Here is a 15,906-nt window from a genome sequence, read left to right on the forward strand (position 1 = left end):
TTCAGCCTGGGGCTTGCCGATCCGTCTATCGCACGTGCTTATGCGTGCTGCGGCCGTGGCTGCTGGACCGTAATCCGCCGTCCATAACGTTTTTGAACCGTCGGTTTTTCGATATGAGCCTGGAATCCGTTCGTGCCTTCTTCGCCACCCATGCGCCCGACATCCATGTCATCGTCACGCAGGCGAGCTCGGCGACGGTGGCCCTGGCGGCTGAGGCGCATGGCGTGCTGCCGGCCCAGATCGCCAAGACGATCTGCCTGCGCGTCGGCGACCGCACCATGCTGGTGGTGACCAGCGGCATCGCCAGGCTGGACAACCGTAAGTTCAAGGACCAGTTCGGCGGCAAGCCGCGTATGCTCGACGCCACCGAGGTTGTCGAAGCAACCAGCCATCCGGTCGGCGGCGTCTGCCCGTTCGGCCTGCCGGCGCCGCTGCCGGTCTATTGCGACGTGTCGCTGCGCGAGTTTGAAGAGGTGGTGCCTGCGGCAGGCGCCACCAACGCCGCGGTGCGGATTGCACCGCAGCGCATGGTCGATCTCACCGGCGCTGAATGGGTGGATGTCTGTCAGGGCTAGGTTGAGGTCCCAGATTGGGCGTGAACAGCTGGCGCGGACACCGGCTGACGACGGCAGTCACAGCCTACCATGCCGATCAGAATTTGTAGCTCAAGCTCGCGGAAACCGTATGGGTGCTTGGCTTCAAGATGGTTGGCCCAAGCTGGTCGTTCGCAAAATCGTGACTGCCGAAATGAGCATATGCATAATCGACGCCGACAATCCACTTCTCGTTGAGCGCATAGTCGACACCGGCGCCAATGGTCCAGCCAATGTAGGTTCGGCTTTGAGGATCGCTGCGATCCCCCGTGGTGGAATAGAAGACGTCATCTGCGTGCAGAAAAGCGATGCCGCCCTTTACATAAGGCATGAACCTATCTGCCGCGTAGCCAACCTTTGCAACAATGTGAGCTTGCCAGTCCGAGTGTACATTGATCTCTTCGTCATCAAACGTACTGTCCGCACCCTCGTTGAAAACTGCAACCAGCGATGCCTCGCCGCCGAGTACGAAATTGTTCGCGAACTGATAATTGTATCCGACTTTGCCACCAATTTCGGCTGACGTGTTGTCGGCATTGTAGCCGGAAGGATCGTAGTTCGGGATGTCGAAATCGCCCTTCAGGTAGTTCACCCCGGCGACGATACCCACATAGCCCCCAGTCCAGATGAAACCGGCAGGCGCCACATCCTGCGATGGCACATTGATGATCGGGTCGGCGGCAAGCGCCCCGCCCGTGAGGGCCAAAAGCAGTGCTGAAGAGAGAATGATCGTCTTCATGATATCCCCAAGGTTCTACGCTGCTTAATCTACACACCAGCCCAAGCTTGAAAAGCGCTTCCATGTGATTGGAAACGTTTGGAATATGAGCGTTGTGAAACTGCCACACATTCGTGAATCGATTTGAACTCAAGGTTACAAGCGATTCAACGCGCCAATCGGCTTCCATCTCGTGCCGCCGACAGCCTCAATTCGTGTCTAAGAGCTGGAATTTTTGGTCTGTGCTACCCTTCGGGTGCCCGGAAAGGGTGTCTCGTGGAAAGGCGGAAAGGACTTCGGGGGCAAGTCCTGCTTTGAATTGGTCGGAGTGGCCGGATTCGAACCGACGACCCCTTGACCCCCAGTCAAGTGCGCTACCGGGCTGCGCTACACTCCGGACCGGTCGCGATGTATCGTGATAACCCCGTGCGGGTCAACCGAATTCCGCGACTTTTATCCCGCTGCGATTGCCGGTGCCGGCGAGCCCTGCAAGGCAGGCCGCAACAGCCGCTGATGGCTGTATTCCAGCGCGATGGCGCCCCAGATCAGGCCGAGCAGCAGATAGACGTGGCGCCAGTGGTCGATGTCGATGAAGGTGCCGAGCCCGATATTGCCGATAAAGGCGACATAGGCGCACAGGAGATAGGGCTGCCACGGCCGGTCGCGCAGCAGGATGCGGAAGCCGGCTGCTATCGTCCATAAGACGAGCGCCAGGAACGACACGAAGCCGAGCCAGCCATAATCCATCAGCATCTTCAGCCAGATGTCGTGGGTGTCTTCACCGAAGATCGTGCCGAAGACCAGCGGGCCGATGCCGAACGGATGCTCCATCGCCATTTGGAAGCCGATGCCGTAGCGGGCGAAACGGCCGAGGCGGGCGGTGTCGTAGCTCTGTTCGAGATGGGCACGGTTGGAGAACATCTCCGACACGCCGGGCAGCTGCAGGATGACGATCATGGCGACGACCAGCAGCGCCAGTGCTGCAATCGTCATCACCACCACGCGCAGCCGGAACTTGCCGCTGGCGCTTTGCAGGAACAGGCAGCCGGTGAGCAGGACGGCCGAAACGGCGAACATGCCCCAGGCACCGCGCGAGAAGGAAAAGAAGATGCCGGCGGTGATGATCAGCAGTGGTACCGCCAGCAGCGGCATGCGTGTCACCGGTCCAGTCAAAAGCAGATAGAGCAGATAGATGCCGGGCAGCACCAGGAAGGGGCCGAACACGTTCGGGTCCTGGAAGGCGCCGGCGGCACGATCGTATTTGGTGAACATCTCCGCGCCCGGAAAGGCATGGAAGTAGCCTGCAATGCCAAGCAGCGAGGTGGCCACGGCCGAAACCACATAGGCAATGAAGATCAATCGGTAGAGGCCCGGCTGTACGGCGGTGATCGATGCGAAGAACACCGCGCTGAAGGCGAGAAACAGCGAGACGGCGAGATAGAGCGGTGTGTTGGCGAGGTCCGCCATCTGCGTCATGGAGATCATGCCGCCGATGTTCATCGTCACCAGCAGCACCAGCAGCGGCGTGGCCGCGCGGGAAATCCGCAAGCCGAAAAGCGCCCAGATGGCAATCAGCCCGGCCATGTAGAGCTCATAGGGCGCCGGCTCGCTGATGACGAAGCCGGACAGCAGAATGCCGAGGAAGACCGCGCCCGAGGAAATCAGCGCGACCAGCTTGGCGTTGACCGCCGCGCGCGGCAGATCATGGCTGATCGCGCTCAATAGGCGTTTTCCGTGTTGAGCAGCCGGAGCGGCGTGAGGAACAGGATCCGCAAATCGAACAGCAGCGACCAGTTCTCGATGTAATAAAGATCATACTCCGTGCGCATGCGGATCTTCTCGTTGGTGTCCATCTCGCCGCGCCAGCCATTGATCTGCGCCCAGCCGGTGACGCCGGGCTTGACCTTGTGGCGGGCGAAATAGCCGTCGACAACCTCGTTGTAGAGCAAATTATGCGACTGTGCGGCGATGGCATGCGGGCGTGGACCGACCAGCGACAGCGAACCCAGCAGCGAGTTGAAGAACTGCGGCAGCTCGTCGATCGAGGTCTTGCGGATGAAGCGGCCGACGCGGGTGACGCGCGGGTCGTTCTTGGTCACCGTCTGCTTGGCGGTCGGATCGGCCTTGTCCGTATACATCGAACGGAACTTGTAGACCTCGATGATCTCATTGTTGAAACCGTGCCGCTTCTGATGGAACAGCACCGGCCCCTTGCTGTCGAGCTTGATGGCGATGCCGGTCGCCAGCATCACCGGCGAGAACACGACGATGCCGATCAGGCTGAAGACAATGTCGAAGGCGCGCTTGGCGACCGAATCCCAGTCGTTGATCGGCTTGTCGAAGATGTCGAGCATCGGCACCGCGCCGATGTAGGAATAGGCGCGCGGGCGAAACTGCAGCGCGTTGGAATGCGCCGAAAGCCGGATGTCGACCGGCAGCACCCACAGCTTCTTCAGCAACTGCAGAACGCGCGATTCGGCGGTCAGCGGCAGCGATACGATCAGCATGTCGATGTGGGCGATGCGGGCGAATTCGATCAGTTCCGAAATGGTGCCGAGCTTGGGGTAGCCGGCGACGATGGGCGGCGAGCGCTTGTCGCCGCGATCGTCGAAGATGCCGCAGATGCGGATATCGTTGTAGGGCTGCTTTTCGACCGAGCGGATCAGGATTTCCGCCGCCTTGCCGCCGCCGACGATGACGGCGCGCCGCTCCATGCGGCCATCGCGCGCCCAGGCCCGGATCAGCTTCGACATCACCAGCCTGAGGCCGAAGATGAGAACGAAGCCGATGACGAACCAGCTGCCGAACAAAAGGCGCGAATAGTCCTGCGACATCTTCATGACGAATGCCGTCAGCGCCATCAGGGCGAAAGTGCCGGCCCAGACGAGCAGCACGCGGCCGAAATTGGCGATGGGCCGCATCAGGGCGACGATCTGGTAGCAGTCGGTGACGTCGAGCAGCACCACGGCAAGGAACGAGCCCGCTGCGATCGTCACCGGATATTGCCAGGCGAGATAGTTGAAGAACCCGACATAGTGGAAATAGACGGCGAGTCCGGACAGGAACAGCAAGCCGAATTCGACCATGCGCAGGACACCGCTGACCATGATCGGCGACATCGTATCGCGCCGGTACTGCGAGGCGACCTGGCGGGCGACATCGTTCATGCCGCTTGGCGTGTCGCCGTCGGCCGGGCCGTCGAATTTACGCACCGCCTCTGCTGAAAAGCGGCGCGCGGGGTCGATCTCGTTCATGAGGGCTTTCCGCAAGCTTCCCCCCGGTCATAGCAAAAGAGAGCTAAGAAACCCTTGAAACAACGCATGGCTTTGGAACGGCTTGGTCCTGCGCCTACCTGTCGAGCGCGGCGAAATAGGCCTTCTCGATGTCGGCGGCCATCACATCGGCGCCGAAGCGTGCCTTGAGGTTGGCGCCGTCGGGCATCAGGACGCGATAGGCGGCGGGGTCGGCCAGCGCCTGGCTCATCCTGTCGGCGAGCTCGATCGGGTCAGGTCGGATCAGGGCAGGCGAACCGGTGTCGAATATCTCCGGAATGCCGCCGACCGCGGTTGCGATCATCGGCTTTCCCGCGGCAAGCGTTTCCAGGACGATATAGGGCATGGCTTCGGCGCGCGAGGGAACGATGATAAGCGCGGCAAGGGCAAAGGCCTCCCTGGCCGGCATCGGCGGCAGGAAGCGGACATGGCGCTCGAGCCCGAGGCGTTTCACTTGCCCGTGGTAACGCGGAAGGTCGTCGCCGTCGCCGACCATCACCGCGGTCAGCGCGCGGCCGAACCGTGGGCCGGCGAGCGCCAATGCGTCGATGAAGATGTCCGGCCCCTTCAGGTCGCGCATCATGCCGATATAAAGCAGGTCGGCTGCGTCCGGCGCGGTGATCACCGGCTCGAATTCAGTGGCGCGCAGGCCGTTATAGACGAGGGTGTTGGGAATGGGCGGCTCGCCGACCTTGTGGCGATAGGTCCGCCGCTCATAGTCCGAGACAAACAGCAGATAGTCGGTGAAGCGAGCCATGAAGCGCTCGAGCGCGAAGAACAGCTTTCCGGTGGTCGTGTTCTCGTCATAGTGGAGCGAGCCGCCATGCGGCGAATAAAGGCGGGCTACGCGAGACCTTGATACCCGCAACAATGAGCCGAACAGACGGGCATAGGCGCCACCCTTGGCGCCGTGCCCATGCAGTACGTCCGGCCGCAATTCCTTGATGATCCTGTACGTGCGCCAGGCCGAGGCAAGGTCGCCGGGACCGACGTGGCGCTGCATCGGCGTGCGATGAATGCCGAGCGCCAGCAAGTCCTTCATCTGCTCGAACAAATGTTCCTCGAACGTGCCGCCTGTCGTCGAATCGCAGACGATGCCGACGGAATGCCCGGCGGCGACCTGCGCCTCGGCCAGGTCGCGCACATGCCGGAAAATTCCTCCGACGGGTGAGCGAAAGCAATGGACGATCCTCAGCCTGTCCGCCACGTGGTATCTGTCAGAACAGACGTTCGCGGACGTAGACCGTATCGCCCGGCAGCAGCGGATCGGAGGTGACCACGCGGCCGGTCATCACCTTGCCATTGATGTCGCGGGTGATGTCGACGCTTTCCTGGTTGGCGCGCGGCGTGAAGCCGCCGGCAATGGCGATCGCCTTCTGCACCGTCAGGCCGGGGACATAGGAGTATTGGCCGGCGGCACCCACTTCGCCCATGACGAAGATCGGGCGGTAGCGGTCGATCTCGACCGAAACGTCGGGATCGCGCAGATAGCCTTGCCGCAATTTGTCGGCGATCTCCTTTTCCATTTGCTGCGCGGTGTGGCCGCGCGCTGGTATGGCGCCGACAAGCGGGAAGGAGAGATATCCGGATTGATCGACACTGTAGGTGTTGGTCAGCCCGTCCTGCTCGAATACGGTGACGCGGACGCGGTCGCCGGCGCCAAGACGGTAGGGCTGATCGAGCACCTCATGGAAGGCGGCCGGCGTCGGCCGGTAGCTGGAACAGCCAGCCAGCATCGATACGGCAAGCAGCGCGCGAAACAGGGAAGCAGTGCTTTTCATGGCCGGACAGGTACCTTCGACTGGTCGCTGCAACGTCGCAGCAACTCTAGGGATCGAGGTCCGTTATCATCCTGTTAGGGTTAATGGCCGGTAAAGGGAGCGGCCGACACGTGGCGCATCGGCAAGAGTTTTTGTGATTTTTGGCGGTTTTGTTTGTCACCCGCCAGTAAACCCTAACGGAAACTTACCACGATCTTAACGGCTGAGTTACCATAGTTGTTTACGGTGCGTGCTGACCAAGTATCGGAGTAGGGATGCATGTCCGTTCAGTCCGCGGCCGCAGATGTCGATGTCGATCTCAGGCAGCTCTTCGCCAGCCTGGCGAGGAACTGGCTGCGTATAGTCCTCGTCGTCCTGTTGGCAACCGGGCTGGCCTTCGCTTTCGCCTCGCTGGCAACCCGGCACTACAAGGCCGAGACGCAGGTGGAGATCGCGCCGCGCGAATCCATCTACACGCGGCCGGCCAGCAACAACAACGACACCGACAAGCCTATTCTCGACGAACAGGGCGTCGCCACCCAGGTCCAGATCATTTCCTCCAACGAAATCCTCAAGCAGGTCTCGCAAAAGCTCGGTCTGGAAAAACTGCCCGAGTTCAATGAAGCGCTCGACATGTCGGCGCTGAGCCGCGCTCTGGTCCTGGTCGGCCTGAAAAGCGACCCGATGGAAATTCCGACGGAAGAGCGCGTGCTCAAGAAAATGCACGAGAAGCTCAACGTCTATGGCGTCGAGAAGACCCGCATCATTGCCATCGAGTTCTCATCGGAAGATCCCAAGCTCGCGGCCGCCATACCAGACGCCATCGCCGCCGCCTATATAGCGGGGCAAGGGGCGGCCAAGCTCGAATCGAACAGCGCCGCCGCCGACTTCCTGGCGCCCGAGATCGCCGACCTGCAGCGGCAGGTCAAGGATGCCGAGGCGAAGGTCGCCGCTTATCGCGCCCAGTCCGATCTTCTGATGGGTGGCAACAATTCGGTGCTGGCCACCCAGCAGCTTTCAGAACTGTCGAGCGAACTGTCGAAAGTGCGCGCCAACCGCGCCGCTGCGGAAGCGACCGCCGACGGTGTGCGCAGGGCGCTGCAGAATGGCGGTTCGCTGGATGCCGTGCCGGAGGTTCTGTCATCGGACCTGATCCAACGCTTGCGTGAGCGACAGGTCGAATTGCGCTCCAACATCGCCGATCTGTCGACGACACTGCTTGGCAATCATCCGCGCATTCGCGCGCTGAAATCGCAACTGTCCGATCTCGACGCGCAGATCCGCAGCGAGGCCCAGAAGATCATGAAAGGCCTGTTGATGCAGGCCGAGACCGCAAAGGCCCGCGAGAACCAGCTTGTCGCAGACGTCAACACGTTGAAGGCCGCTTCGGCGCAGGCCGGCGAACAGCAGGTCGATCTCGACGCACTGCAGCGCGACGCGACCGCCAAGCGACAGCAACTCGAGCTCTACCTGACCAACTACCGCGAAGCGGCATCGCGCCAGGATCGCAACTATCTGCCGGTCGACGCCCGGATCGCCTCGAAGGCTTCTGTTCCCTCCGAGGCCTATTTCCCGAAGGTCGGGCCGATCGTCGGCGCGGCTTTCGCCGCATCGCTGCTGATCATGGCCATCGTGACGCTTCTGCGGGAGCTGTTTTCAGGCCGCGCGATGCGGCCGGCGAGCGGTTCCCGTTTCGAACGGATCGATGAGGTCGCAATGCCCCATGTGGCGCAGGCGCCGGTCGCCAAGCCATTTCTCCGCCAGGAGCCTGCCGTTTTGCAGGAACCCGTCGTTCGCCAGGAGCTGCCTGAACCTGCGGATGAAGCAGATGCGGAGCCCTATGCCGCCGCGATGCCGGCCATGGCCGAGGCGCCGGATGTGGTCGCAATGCCCGCAACTGCGGCGACAGAGCAAACGGCTGTCGAGCCCGAACCGGCGCGTTCCACCTTGGGCGAGATCGATATCGAGAAAGCTGCCGAAAAGCTGATCTCCAGCGGTGCGGCGCGCGCCATATTCGTCTCGCCGGAAGGCGACGAGGCGGCTGCATCCGCGATCCTGGTGGCGCGCGAGGTCGCCGACGCCGGGCTGCGCGTGCTGTTGCTGGACCTCACCGCGTCGGGGGCCGCCTCGCGGCCGATGCTGGACAGCGGCCTTTTCCCGGGCATCACCAACCTGCTCGCTTCGGAAGCGCAGTTCAGCGACGTCATCCACGCCGATCTCTACTCGGACTGTCACGTCATTCCCGTCGGAACCGCCGATCCGGTTCGTGCCATGCGTGCCGCCGACCGGCTGCCGATCATCATGCAGTCGCTGACGACAGCCTACGACCTGGTCGTGGTCGAGTGCGGACCGGCCGACGCGCAAGGCATCGGCCGCCTGACCGGCGATGCCACCGAGGTCTTTCTCTCCATGCTGGAGGCCGACGATGAGGTGACGCAGGCTGCGGTCAAGCTGATCGAGAACGGCTACCCCGACCTGACGCTGGTGACGCCGCTCGGCCACGAACCGCCCGGCAATCCGGTCCCGGGACGGCGCACTGCCGCTGCCTGAGGGAGCCGCGGATCGCTTGGCGGAGCCGTTCAGCGGTTCGCCCGATCTATCCCAGTTCCAGGGTCGTTACGCCGAACACCCTTTGCAGGTCCAGTTCCGGGGCAGGACCTTTGTACATGCGCGTGGTGGTGAAGGTCGGCGCAAAGCCGGCCGCATCGAGCGCAGTTATGAAGCCGGTGTTGTCGGCGGGGACGTCGATGTGCAGCTCGCCACCGTCACAGGCACCGGCCAGTCCCTCCAGGAGTTGCAAAGCGGTTTCCATATCGTCGGCAAACAGCGGGCCGATCTTGAAGCCGGATCGACAGCGGCGCGCCACGCCAAAGCCGGTGACGCCGCGCGAACCGATTGTCGCCAGCCCATGATGCGGTTCCTGCAGCCATCGCTTCAGGAAGGTGCCTCGGGGCGCCGGAAAACAATGGGAGTCATAGGCGATGACATCGGACAGGAGCTGCGTTGTAATCATCCGCAACCCATCGTCCCTGACCGCCGGGCCTGCCTTGCGCCCGGTGAAGCGGATGGTCTCGTAGGCCGGTGCGAAGCCCTTGCGCCGGTAATTGGCCTGCTGCTCGGCGACGCCGTCAAGGCCGACGGTCCGGCCAGCGAGCCTTTTCATGCCGGCGTCCCACACCGTCTTGCCGTAGCCCATGCCGCGCATGTCAGGCCGGGAGATGTAGAGGCCGATGAAACCGAATTCGCTTCCATAGGCCACGGCCGAAATTGCCGCGGCCATGTCGTCGCCGACAAAGGCGCCGATGAAGCCTTCGGGGTCCGCCGCCTGGAGCATCGCCGGGTCTTCAAGACCTGGGTTCCAGCCTTCCGCGGCCGCCCAGTCGACGAGAAGCCCCAGTTCCTGCAGGGACAGTGTGCGGATGATCGGCTTCATGGCGTCAGCTATCTTCTTCCGAGGGCGCTGCCTGACCGGCGGCTTTGCGGCGCAGCACCTTGGTCAGCTTCCAGATCATCGGGCTGTTCTTGACGAAGGCTTTCAGCCGCGCGCCTTGCCGAAGCGTCAGCGCCAGCATGCGGCCCTTCACGGTCAACGGGACCAGCACTTCGAAATGCCGCGTTTCGATATCGCACCACAGCCGCTTGTAAGGCTCATCTCCGACCGAAAAGTCATAGACCTCGAAACCGGTCTCGCAGGCTTCCTGGATGTTGTCGAAGAACAGGAAGTCGCCGGGGCTGGCGTGCCCGAGATCGTCCTCGGCGATCGCTCCGAATTCGCAGATCAGGCGTTTGCCCGAGCGGCTTGAACCGGTGATGGCGCGCAGCTTGCCGGCAACCTCAAGTCCGTGCAGCACGAACGAAGGCTTGTCCTCGGCAAGCGCCTGCATGAACAGCGCGCGGAAGAAGCCGCGTACCTGCGCGTCGCCAAAAACATTGGCGATGCCCATCTTGCGGAAGCGGAGCTCCTTCATCTCGAAGAAGGCGTCGAGCAGCGTGTCCACCTCGTCCGGGGTGCGGGCCTCGATGCGCCGATAGCTGCCTACGGCCTCGAATTTCCGGATCTGCGACCGGTGCTTCTTGCGTTTGCGTTTGCCGCTCGCGCGGGAAAGCAGCGCATCGAAGCCGCCGGCGAGATCGACGGCCAGCGACAGATTGGGGCTGGAAAAATGGTCGAGCGATGCGAGCGGATTGGCGACGCCGTCGAGATCGGGCAGCAACCGCTCGAGCGCGACCAGATCGATGTCCGGGCGTGCCTTGGCGATGGCCGCCAGTACCGATCGGAGGGCCGGTATATCCGCCTTGGCCAGCCAGTTCGGGTCCGCGGCGACGAAGTTGCCGTTGGCGTGGCGCCCACCCATGAAGCGGGCGATCCGGAACAGCCCCTTGGAGGCAACCTCCAGCGCCAGCGAAAAAACCGGTTTGCCCTCGACACTCAGCGTCGCGACAAGCAGGTCCGGTCGTGTCTCGGCCGCCCAATTCTGGACCCAGGCAGCACTCTGCGCCGGCCCAAACAAAGCCGAGCGGCAGAACTCGGCATAGGCCGCGAGTCCGTCCGCGGACGCCACTGAAATCGACAGGTCGGCATGGTCCCGTGGCAAGGCCCGCGACGATGCCTCGGTCGCCGCAAGCCGATTGCCGTCGAATGACGCAGTTGCGTCAACCATACCTCAATCCTTAGGGCGTATTGATCGCGATTTGGGGGTTCGCATAGGCGCATTCCGTGCTTGGATCAGCCTAGGCGCAAAAGGTGAATGAATGATCGACGGCGGGGAGGCAATCCGGAAACTGGCGCTGAACGTCGCCCGCTATACCGGCCTTGCACCGCTGGCCAAGCCGTTCATCGGCGGCATTGGCGCCATCCTGATGCTGCACCGTGTTACCGCGACGCCGGAAAAGCCGGACAGCGTCAACCGGCATCTGAATATCGCGCCCGGCTTCCTTGACGCCATGATCGCCGACATGAAGGCGCATGGCTATGCCTTCGTCTCCATGGACGAAGCGGTGGAGTGCATCAAGGTGGGCGGCAAAGGCGGTCAGTTTGCCACGATCACCGCCGACGATGCCTATCGCGACAACATGGTCGAGGCGCTGCCGGTGCTCGAGAAGCACGGCGCGCCGATCACCATCTATGTCGCGCCCGGGCTGATCAACGGCACAGCCGACCTGTGGTGGGACGTTGTCGAGGACATCGTCAACGCGCGCGATACCCTCACTCTGACGCGGCTGAACGGTCCCCTGACAATCGATTGCTCGACCCCCGCGAAGAAGCTGCAGGCCAATGCACGCCTGCACGCCTATCTCACCGCCGAAATCCGCGAGGAGGACCTGCAGGCTGTGTTGCGTGACCTAGCTCGCGCAAACGGCATCGACTCCGACGGCCCACGCTTGCGCACATTGATGAGCTGGGATGAAATCCGTCGCATCGCCGCGCATCCGCTGGTGACGATCGGCGCCCATACGATCAACCACAGCAACCTGAAGCGGCTCTCCGAAGCCGATGCCCGGCACGAGGTTGGCGCCGTGCGCGCCATGTTGCAGGCCGAACTGGGCGAAATGCCCCGCCATTTCGCTTATCCCTATGGCTATGCCAGCGCCGTCGGCTGCCGCGAAGTGGGCTTTGCCCGCGACGCCGGCTATACCTCCGCCGTGACGACGCGCCACGGCGTGCTGCGCGCCGAGCATGCCGGGTTCCTGCACGCCTTGCCGCGCATCTCCGTCAACGGCCGCTACCAGAGCCTCGCCCACATCCGCACCATGCTGTCGGGCGTGACGACGCCGCTCGCCAATGCCGGCAAGATGGTCGTCACCATCTGACGCTGGCGGTTTCGCCTAGCGCTTGGCTCTCGGCTCCAGCATCAGCCATTTGATGATGCCCATTGCCGGCAGCACCCAGAGCAGGCCGCTGAGCAGGAAGAAAAGGAAATGCACCCACGGACCCGACTCCGACAGCCGGGCGACCGCGAAGATCGATGCGACCAGCGCATAGACGATGACCAGCGCCACCAGCAGAAACATTCCGATCAGCTTTTTCAGACGCAGGGGCATGGTTGGTCTCCTGATCGAGCATGCCGGAATTTGCACAGGCGGCTTGGCAGGCTCAAGGGGTATTGGCCTCGCATATGCCTTGAGGCGAGACTGTGCAACCGGTGAGACGCGGCGCGACGGCGTGCCGCGCCGTATGGTCTTGCCAGCACGGGTGCGATGGTCCACCAATCCGCCAAATCAACCTGCCGGGACAAGATCATGGCTGCCATATCAGCTGCCGCGCCATACGTCGCCCGCGACCGCGACCTGCATAACCGGGCGCTGCTGCGCGGCTGGCTCTATGTGGTGCTTCTGGTGCTGTTTGCGCTGGTGCTGGTCGGCGGCGCCACCAGGCTCACCGATTCCGGCCTGTCGATTACGCAGTGGAAGCCGATCCATGGCGTGATCCCGCCGCTCAACGACGCCGAGTGGCAAGAGGAATTCCAGCTCTATCAGCAGATCCCGCAATATGCCGAGCTCAACAAGGGCATGAGCATCGAGGCCTTCAAGTCGATCTTCTGGTGGGAATGGGCGCACCGCATCCTGGCGCGCAGCGTCGGTCTGGTCTTTGCGTTGCCGCTGCTGGTTTTCTGGGCGACGCGCCGCATCGAGCGCGGCCTGGGCCCGAAACTCGTGGGCATTCTCCTGCTTGGCGGCCTGCAGGGCGCCATCGGCTGGTGGATGGTGGCTTCAGGACTGGTCGACCGTGTGTCCGTGAGCCAGTACCGGCTGGCGACCCACCTGACGCTTGCCGCGCTGATCTTCACCGCCACCATGGTGGTCGCGCGAGGGTTGGCGCCGCATTCCGAGCCTGCCGCCGATGGATCGACGCAGAGGCTGGCCGGCTTCATCGTGCTGCTGGCGCTGATCCAGATCTATCTCGGCGGCCTGGTCGCCGGGCTCGACGCGGGCTTGAGCTACAACACCTGGCCGTTGATGGACGGCAAGATCATCCCGGGCGATCTGCTGATCCTCGATCCGGCGTGGCGCAACTTCTTCGAAAGCCCGAAGACGGTGCAGTTCGTCCATAGGCTCGGCGCCTATACGGTGTTCATCGTGGCCTTGTGGCACATGATCGCCACGCGCCAGCGGCTGCCTGGCTCGACACATGCGCGACGCGCGACGTTGCTGTTTTTGGCTGTGCTGGTGCAGGCCTCGATCGGCATCGGCACGCTGCTGATGCATGTGCCGCTGCATATGGCGCTGACCCATCAGGGATTTGCGCTGATCGTGCTGGGCTTTGCAGCAGCGCATTGGCGCGGCACCAAGGGCGCCTATCCCTTGCCGCATGCAATCGCGCTCAGGGGCTGATCCCGAGCCGATCGACCGGTCACATCCAGAATTCGCCAGTTACATCCAGAATTCGTTTGAAGATGTCGTCTTGTCGCCGTCGAATTCCGCCTGCCGCAACGCCGCGGCGGACGGCGCGGACTGGTCCTGAGCGGCTTTGGCTACCTTGTCGGCGGCCTTGAGCGCATCGAGCCTGGCCTGGGCCACGGCGATATCCTGCTGCACCTGGGCAGCCTTTACCTGATCCGTGATCGCCTTGGCCTGGTCTTCCAGGTCCTGGATCTGCTTTTCGAGCGCGGCCTCCTGGGCTGCATTGCTCGAGGAACTCGACGAGGAATACTGGGCTGCCTGGGAGGAACCCGAAATCGCGCTGACCATGACAAATCCCGAAGTGGAGCCGAGGCCAGTCAGTAGCCCATCGCTGTGAACAAGCGATTACCGCACCGCAGCCCCGCGATCACAAGCTTGCCCGCACCGCCCGGATCGCCCCGGCGATCGACAATTCGCGGTTCTCCTCGACCGCATTGTCGTCCTCATGATGCCAGGCAGCCGACAGGCAACCATAGGCGATGGCATGATCAAGGACGGCTGGTGGCGTCTGGCCCAGTGTTTTGGCGAAGATCTCGGCCATATACGCGATCCGCTCCGGATCGAGGCAAAGCTCGTCCCGGTCGAGCGGGTTGTAGAACATGTTCGCGGCGTCGAAGCCGGGGTCGCCGAGAACGCCCTTCGGATCGATGGCCAGCCAGCCGCGCGGCCCGTGCAGGATGTTTTCGTGATGCAGGTCGCCATGCAGGGGCCTGATATCGTGCGGATTGGCCAACAGTCGATCGGCGATGATGGCGGCCTCGACATAGAGGCTGTCATGGCCCGAATCGCGGTCGATTGTCGCCTTCTTGAACAGGCTTGAAAACCGTTCCCGGAGCGACTGAAGCTCGGGCGGGAAGGGGTCTTTCCCCTGTGAAAATAGTTTCGCCATCACCTCGGCCGCGATTTCGGTGGCGGCGTTGTCGCCCTGTCCGTCGAGCACCTCTGAAAGCAGGGTTTCACCCGCATATTCGAGCAGCATGCTGTGGCCGTCGCGGCCGAGCAGGCGCACCGCGCCTTCGCCGCGCCGCCAGGCGAGATAGTGCTCGCCGCGCAACTCGTCGGCGACATCATCGAAAGGCTTGAGCGCCTTGACGATCGCCGGCGATCCATCTTCGCGCAAAACCTTCCAGATGCGGCTCGAAAAGGTCTCGGCAATGAGTTCGGGCGCGCTGACGTTCCAGCGCACCGGAAAGGCGGGCGTGTCCATCAGAGGCCGAGCATCAGGTCCATGTTCTGCACGGCGGCGCCCGAGGCACCCTTGCCGAGATTGTCATAGACCGCCAGCAGCAGGGCCTGCGCCCGTTTGTCATTGGCGAAGACATAGACCTTCATCCGGTTGGTGCCGTTGTAGACCTCGGGATCGATCTCCGGCATGCGCTCCGAATGCGCATAGGGCGCCACCTCGACCACGCCGCCCTTGATGGCGGCGAAATGGTCGGCAATCGCCGCATGCAGCTCCGCACCGGTCGGCACATGGTCGAGGCCGCCAAGCTGCAACGGCACGACAGTGATCATGCCTTGCGCGAAATTGCCGACCGCCGGCTGCATGATCGGATCATGCGACAGCCTGGCATAGGCCCTCAATTCCGGCACGTGCTTGTGCTGAAGGGTGAGGCCGTAGGGCAGGAATTCCGAGGCGTCCTCGCCCTTGGCGACATAGTCCTCGATCATCGGCCGTCCGCCGCCCGAATAGCCCGAAATGCCGTTGACGGTGATCGGGAAATCCGCCGGCAGCAAGCCGGCGGTGACGAGGGGCCGCAACGTCGCGATCGGTCCCTGCGGCCAGCAGCCTGGATTGGCGACGCGTTTTGCCGAGGCGATCGCCTTTGCCTGGTCCTTGTCCATCTCGGCGAAACCATACGCCCAGCCTTCCGCCACGCGATGCGCGGTCGACGCATCGATGACTTTGGTGGTGTCGTTGGCGATCAGCGAGACGCTTTCCTTCGCCGCGTCGTCGGGCAGGCACAGGATCGCGACATCGGCGGCGTTGAGGAACTCGGCGCGTGCCGCCGTTTCCTTGCGGCGTTCGGTCGGGATGGAAATGATCTCCAGATCACTGCGCTCGGTAAGCAGCGCCCTGATCTGCAGGCCTGTGGTGCCGTGTTCGCCGTCGATGAAGATTTTCGGTTTCATGGGTTGATCAAATTCCTTGATATTTCAAG

15 protein-coding genes and 1 tRNA gene are annotated in these 15,906 nt (G+C 62.8%); 4 read left to right on the top strand and 12 right to left on the bottom strand.

Annotated features, from left to right (window positions below):
• Positions 1 to 113: 113 nt before the first annotated feature.
• The gene (locus NKJ37_RS19735) at positions 114 to 575 is read left to right on the top strand and encodes a YbaK/EbsC family protein (protein ID WP_352774730.1); all 462 of its coding nucleotides are present in this window, start codon (positions 114 to 116) and stop codon (positions 573 to 575) included.
• Between the two features lie 76 nt (positions 576 to 651).
• On the opposite strand, the gene NKJ37_RS19740 is transcribed toward NKJ37_RS19735, so the two are convergent.
• The 6 genes from NKJ37_RS19740 to NKJ37_RS19765 form a co-directional block, all read right to left on the bottom strand.
• On the bottom strand, positions 652 to 1,332 hold the full coding sequence (locus NKJ37_RS19740; RefSeq protein ID WP_352774731.1) for an outer membrane protein: 681 nt from the start codon (positions 1,330 to 1,332) through the stop codon (positions 652 to 654).
• Positions 1,333 to 1,631: 299 nt separating this feature from the next.
• Positions 1,632 to 1,708 (bottom strand) — tRNA-Pro (locus NKJ37_RS19745).
• Positions 1,709 to 1,764: 56 nt separating this feature from the next.
• A complete protein-coding gene (locus NKJ37_RS19750; RefSeq protein ID WP_352629803.1) occupies positions 1,765 to 3,033 on the bottom strand; it encodes an O-antigen ligase family protein in 1,269 nt (422 codons plus the stop codon).
• The gene (locus NKJ37_RS19755; RefSeq protein WP_352774733.1) at positions 3,030 to 4,565 is read right to left on the bottom strand and encodes an undecaprenyl-phosphate glucose phosphotransferase; all 1,536 of its coding nucleotides are present in this window, start codon (positions 4,563 to 4,565) and stop codon (positions 3,030 to 3,032) included. Before NKJ37_RS19755 ends, NKJ37_RS19750 begins: the two co-directional genes overlap by 4 nt.
• 94 nt (positions 4,566 to 4,659) lie before the next feature.
• Positions 4,660 to 5,790, bottom strand: a complete 1,131-nt coding sequence (locus NKJ37_RS19760) for a glycosyltransferase family 4 protein (RefSeq protein ID WP_352774735.1) — start codon at positions 5,788 to 5,790, stop codon at positions 4,660 to 4,662.
• Between the two features lie 10 nt (positions 5,791 to 5,800).
• Positions 5,801 to 6,364, bottom strand: coding sequence for a polysaccharide biosynthesis/export family protein (locus NKJ37_RS19765; RefSeq protein WP_013532220.1), 564 nt, complete (start codon positions 6,362 to 6,364; stop codon positions 5,801 to 5,803).
• 258 nt (positions 6,365 to 6,622) lie between these two features.
• On the opposite strand from NKJ37_RS19765, the gene NKJ37_RS19770 reads away from it, so the two are divergent.
• On the top strand, positions 6,623 to 8,893 hold the full coding sequence (locus NKJ37_RS19770) for a GumC family protein (RefSeq protein ID WP_352774737.1): 2,271 nt from the start codon (positions 6,623 to 6,625) through the stop codon (positions 8,891 to 8,893).
• 46 nt (positions 8,894 to 8,939) lie between these two features.
• Here the strand turns inward: NKJ37_RS19770 and NKJ37_RS19775 are convergent, their stop codons facing one another.
• On the bottom strand, positions 8,940 to 9,776 hold the full coding sequence (locus NKJ37_RS19775; protein ID WP_352611707.1) for a GNAT family N-acetyltransferase: 837 nt from the start codon (positions 9,774 to 9,776) through the stop codon (positions 8,940 to 8,942).
• Positions 9,777 to 9,780: 4 nt separating this feature from the next.
• Positions 9,781 to 11,004: a GNAT family N-acetyltransferase gene (locus NKJ37_RS19780; RefSeq protein ID WP_352774739.1), complete on the bottom strand. Its 1,224-nt coding sequence runs from the start codon at positions 11,002 to 11,004 to the stop codon at positions 9,781 to 9,783.
• A gap of 91 nt (positions 11,005 to 11,095) precedes the next feature.
• On the opposite strand from NKJ37_RS19780, the gene NKJ37_RS19785 reads away from it, so the two are divergent.
• A complete protein-coding gene (locus NKJ37_RS19785) occupies positions 11,096 to 12,154 on the top strand; it encodes a polysaccharide deacetylase family protein (RefSeq protein WP_128305460.1) in 1,059 nt (352 codons plus the stop codon).
• Between the two features lie 15 nt (positions 12,155 to 12,169).
• On the opposite strand, the gene NKJ37_RS19790 is transcribed toward NKJ37_RS19785, so the two are convergent.
• Positions 12,170 to 12,385, bottom strand: coding sequence for a DUF2842 domain-containing protein (locus NKJ37_RS19790; RefSeq protein WP_023810263.1), 216 nt, complete (start codon positions 12,383 to 12,385; stop codon positions 12,170 to 12,172).
• Between the two features lie 198 nt (positions 12,386 to 12,583).
• Here NKJ37_RS19790 and NKJ37_RS19795 point away from each other — a divergent pair, with 198 nt between their 5' ends.
• Positions 12,584 to 13,675, top strand: coding sequence for a COX15/CtaA family protein (locus tag NKJ37_RS19795; RefSeq protein WP_352774740.1), 1,092 nt, complete (start codon positions 12,584 to 12,586; stop codon positions 13,673 to 13,675).
• Positions 13,676 to 13,714: 39 nt separating this feature from the next.
• Here NKJ37_RS19795 and NKJ37_RS19800 read toward each other — a convergent pair whose 3' ends face one another.
• The 3 genes from NKJ37_RS19800 to argC all read right to left on the bottom strand — a co-directional run bounded on the left by NKJ37_RS19800 (position 13,715) and on the right by argC (position 15,877).
• Complete coding sequence (locus NKJ37_RS19800) at positions 13,715 to 14,032, bottom strand: hypothetical protein (RefSeq protein ID WP_352774742.1); 318 nt, start codon at positions 14,030 to 14,032, stop codon at positions 13,715 to 13,717.
• A gap of 79 nt (positions 14,033 to 14,111) precedes the next feature.
• Complete coding sequence (locus NKJ37_RS19805) at positions 14,112 to 14,954, bottom strand: aminoglycoside phosphotransferase family protein (RefSeq protein ID WP_352774765.1); 843 nt, start codon at positions 14,952 to 14,954, stop codon at positions 14,112 to 14,114.
• Positions 14,951 to 15,877 (bottom strand): N-acetyl-gamma-glutamyl-phosphate reductase, encoded by a 927-nt coding sequence (gene argC, locus NKJ37_RS19810; RefSeq protein WP_352774744.1) that lies wholly within the window; start codon positions 15,875 to 15,877, stop codon positions 14,951 to 14,953. Before argC ends, NKJ37_RS19805 begins: the two co-directional genes overlap by 4 nt.
• Positions 15,878 to 15,906 lie beyond the last annotated feature (29 nt).

Source organism: Mesorhizobium sp. M0140 (assembly GCF_040322475.1).
Lineage (GTDB): Bacteria > Pseudomonadota > Alphaproteobacteria > Rhizobiales > Rhizobiaceae > Mesorhizobium.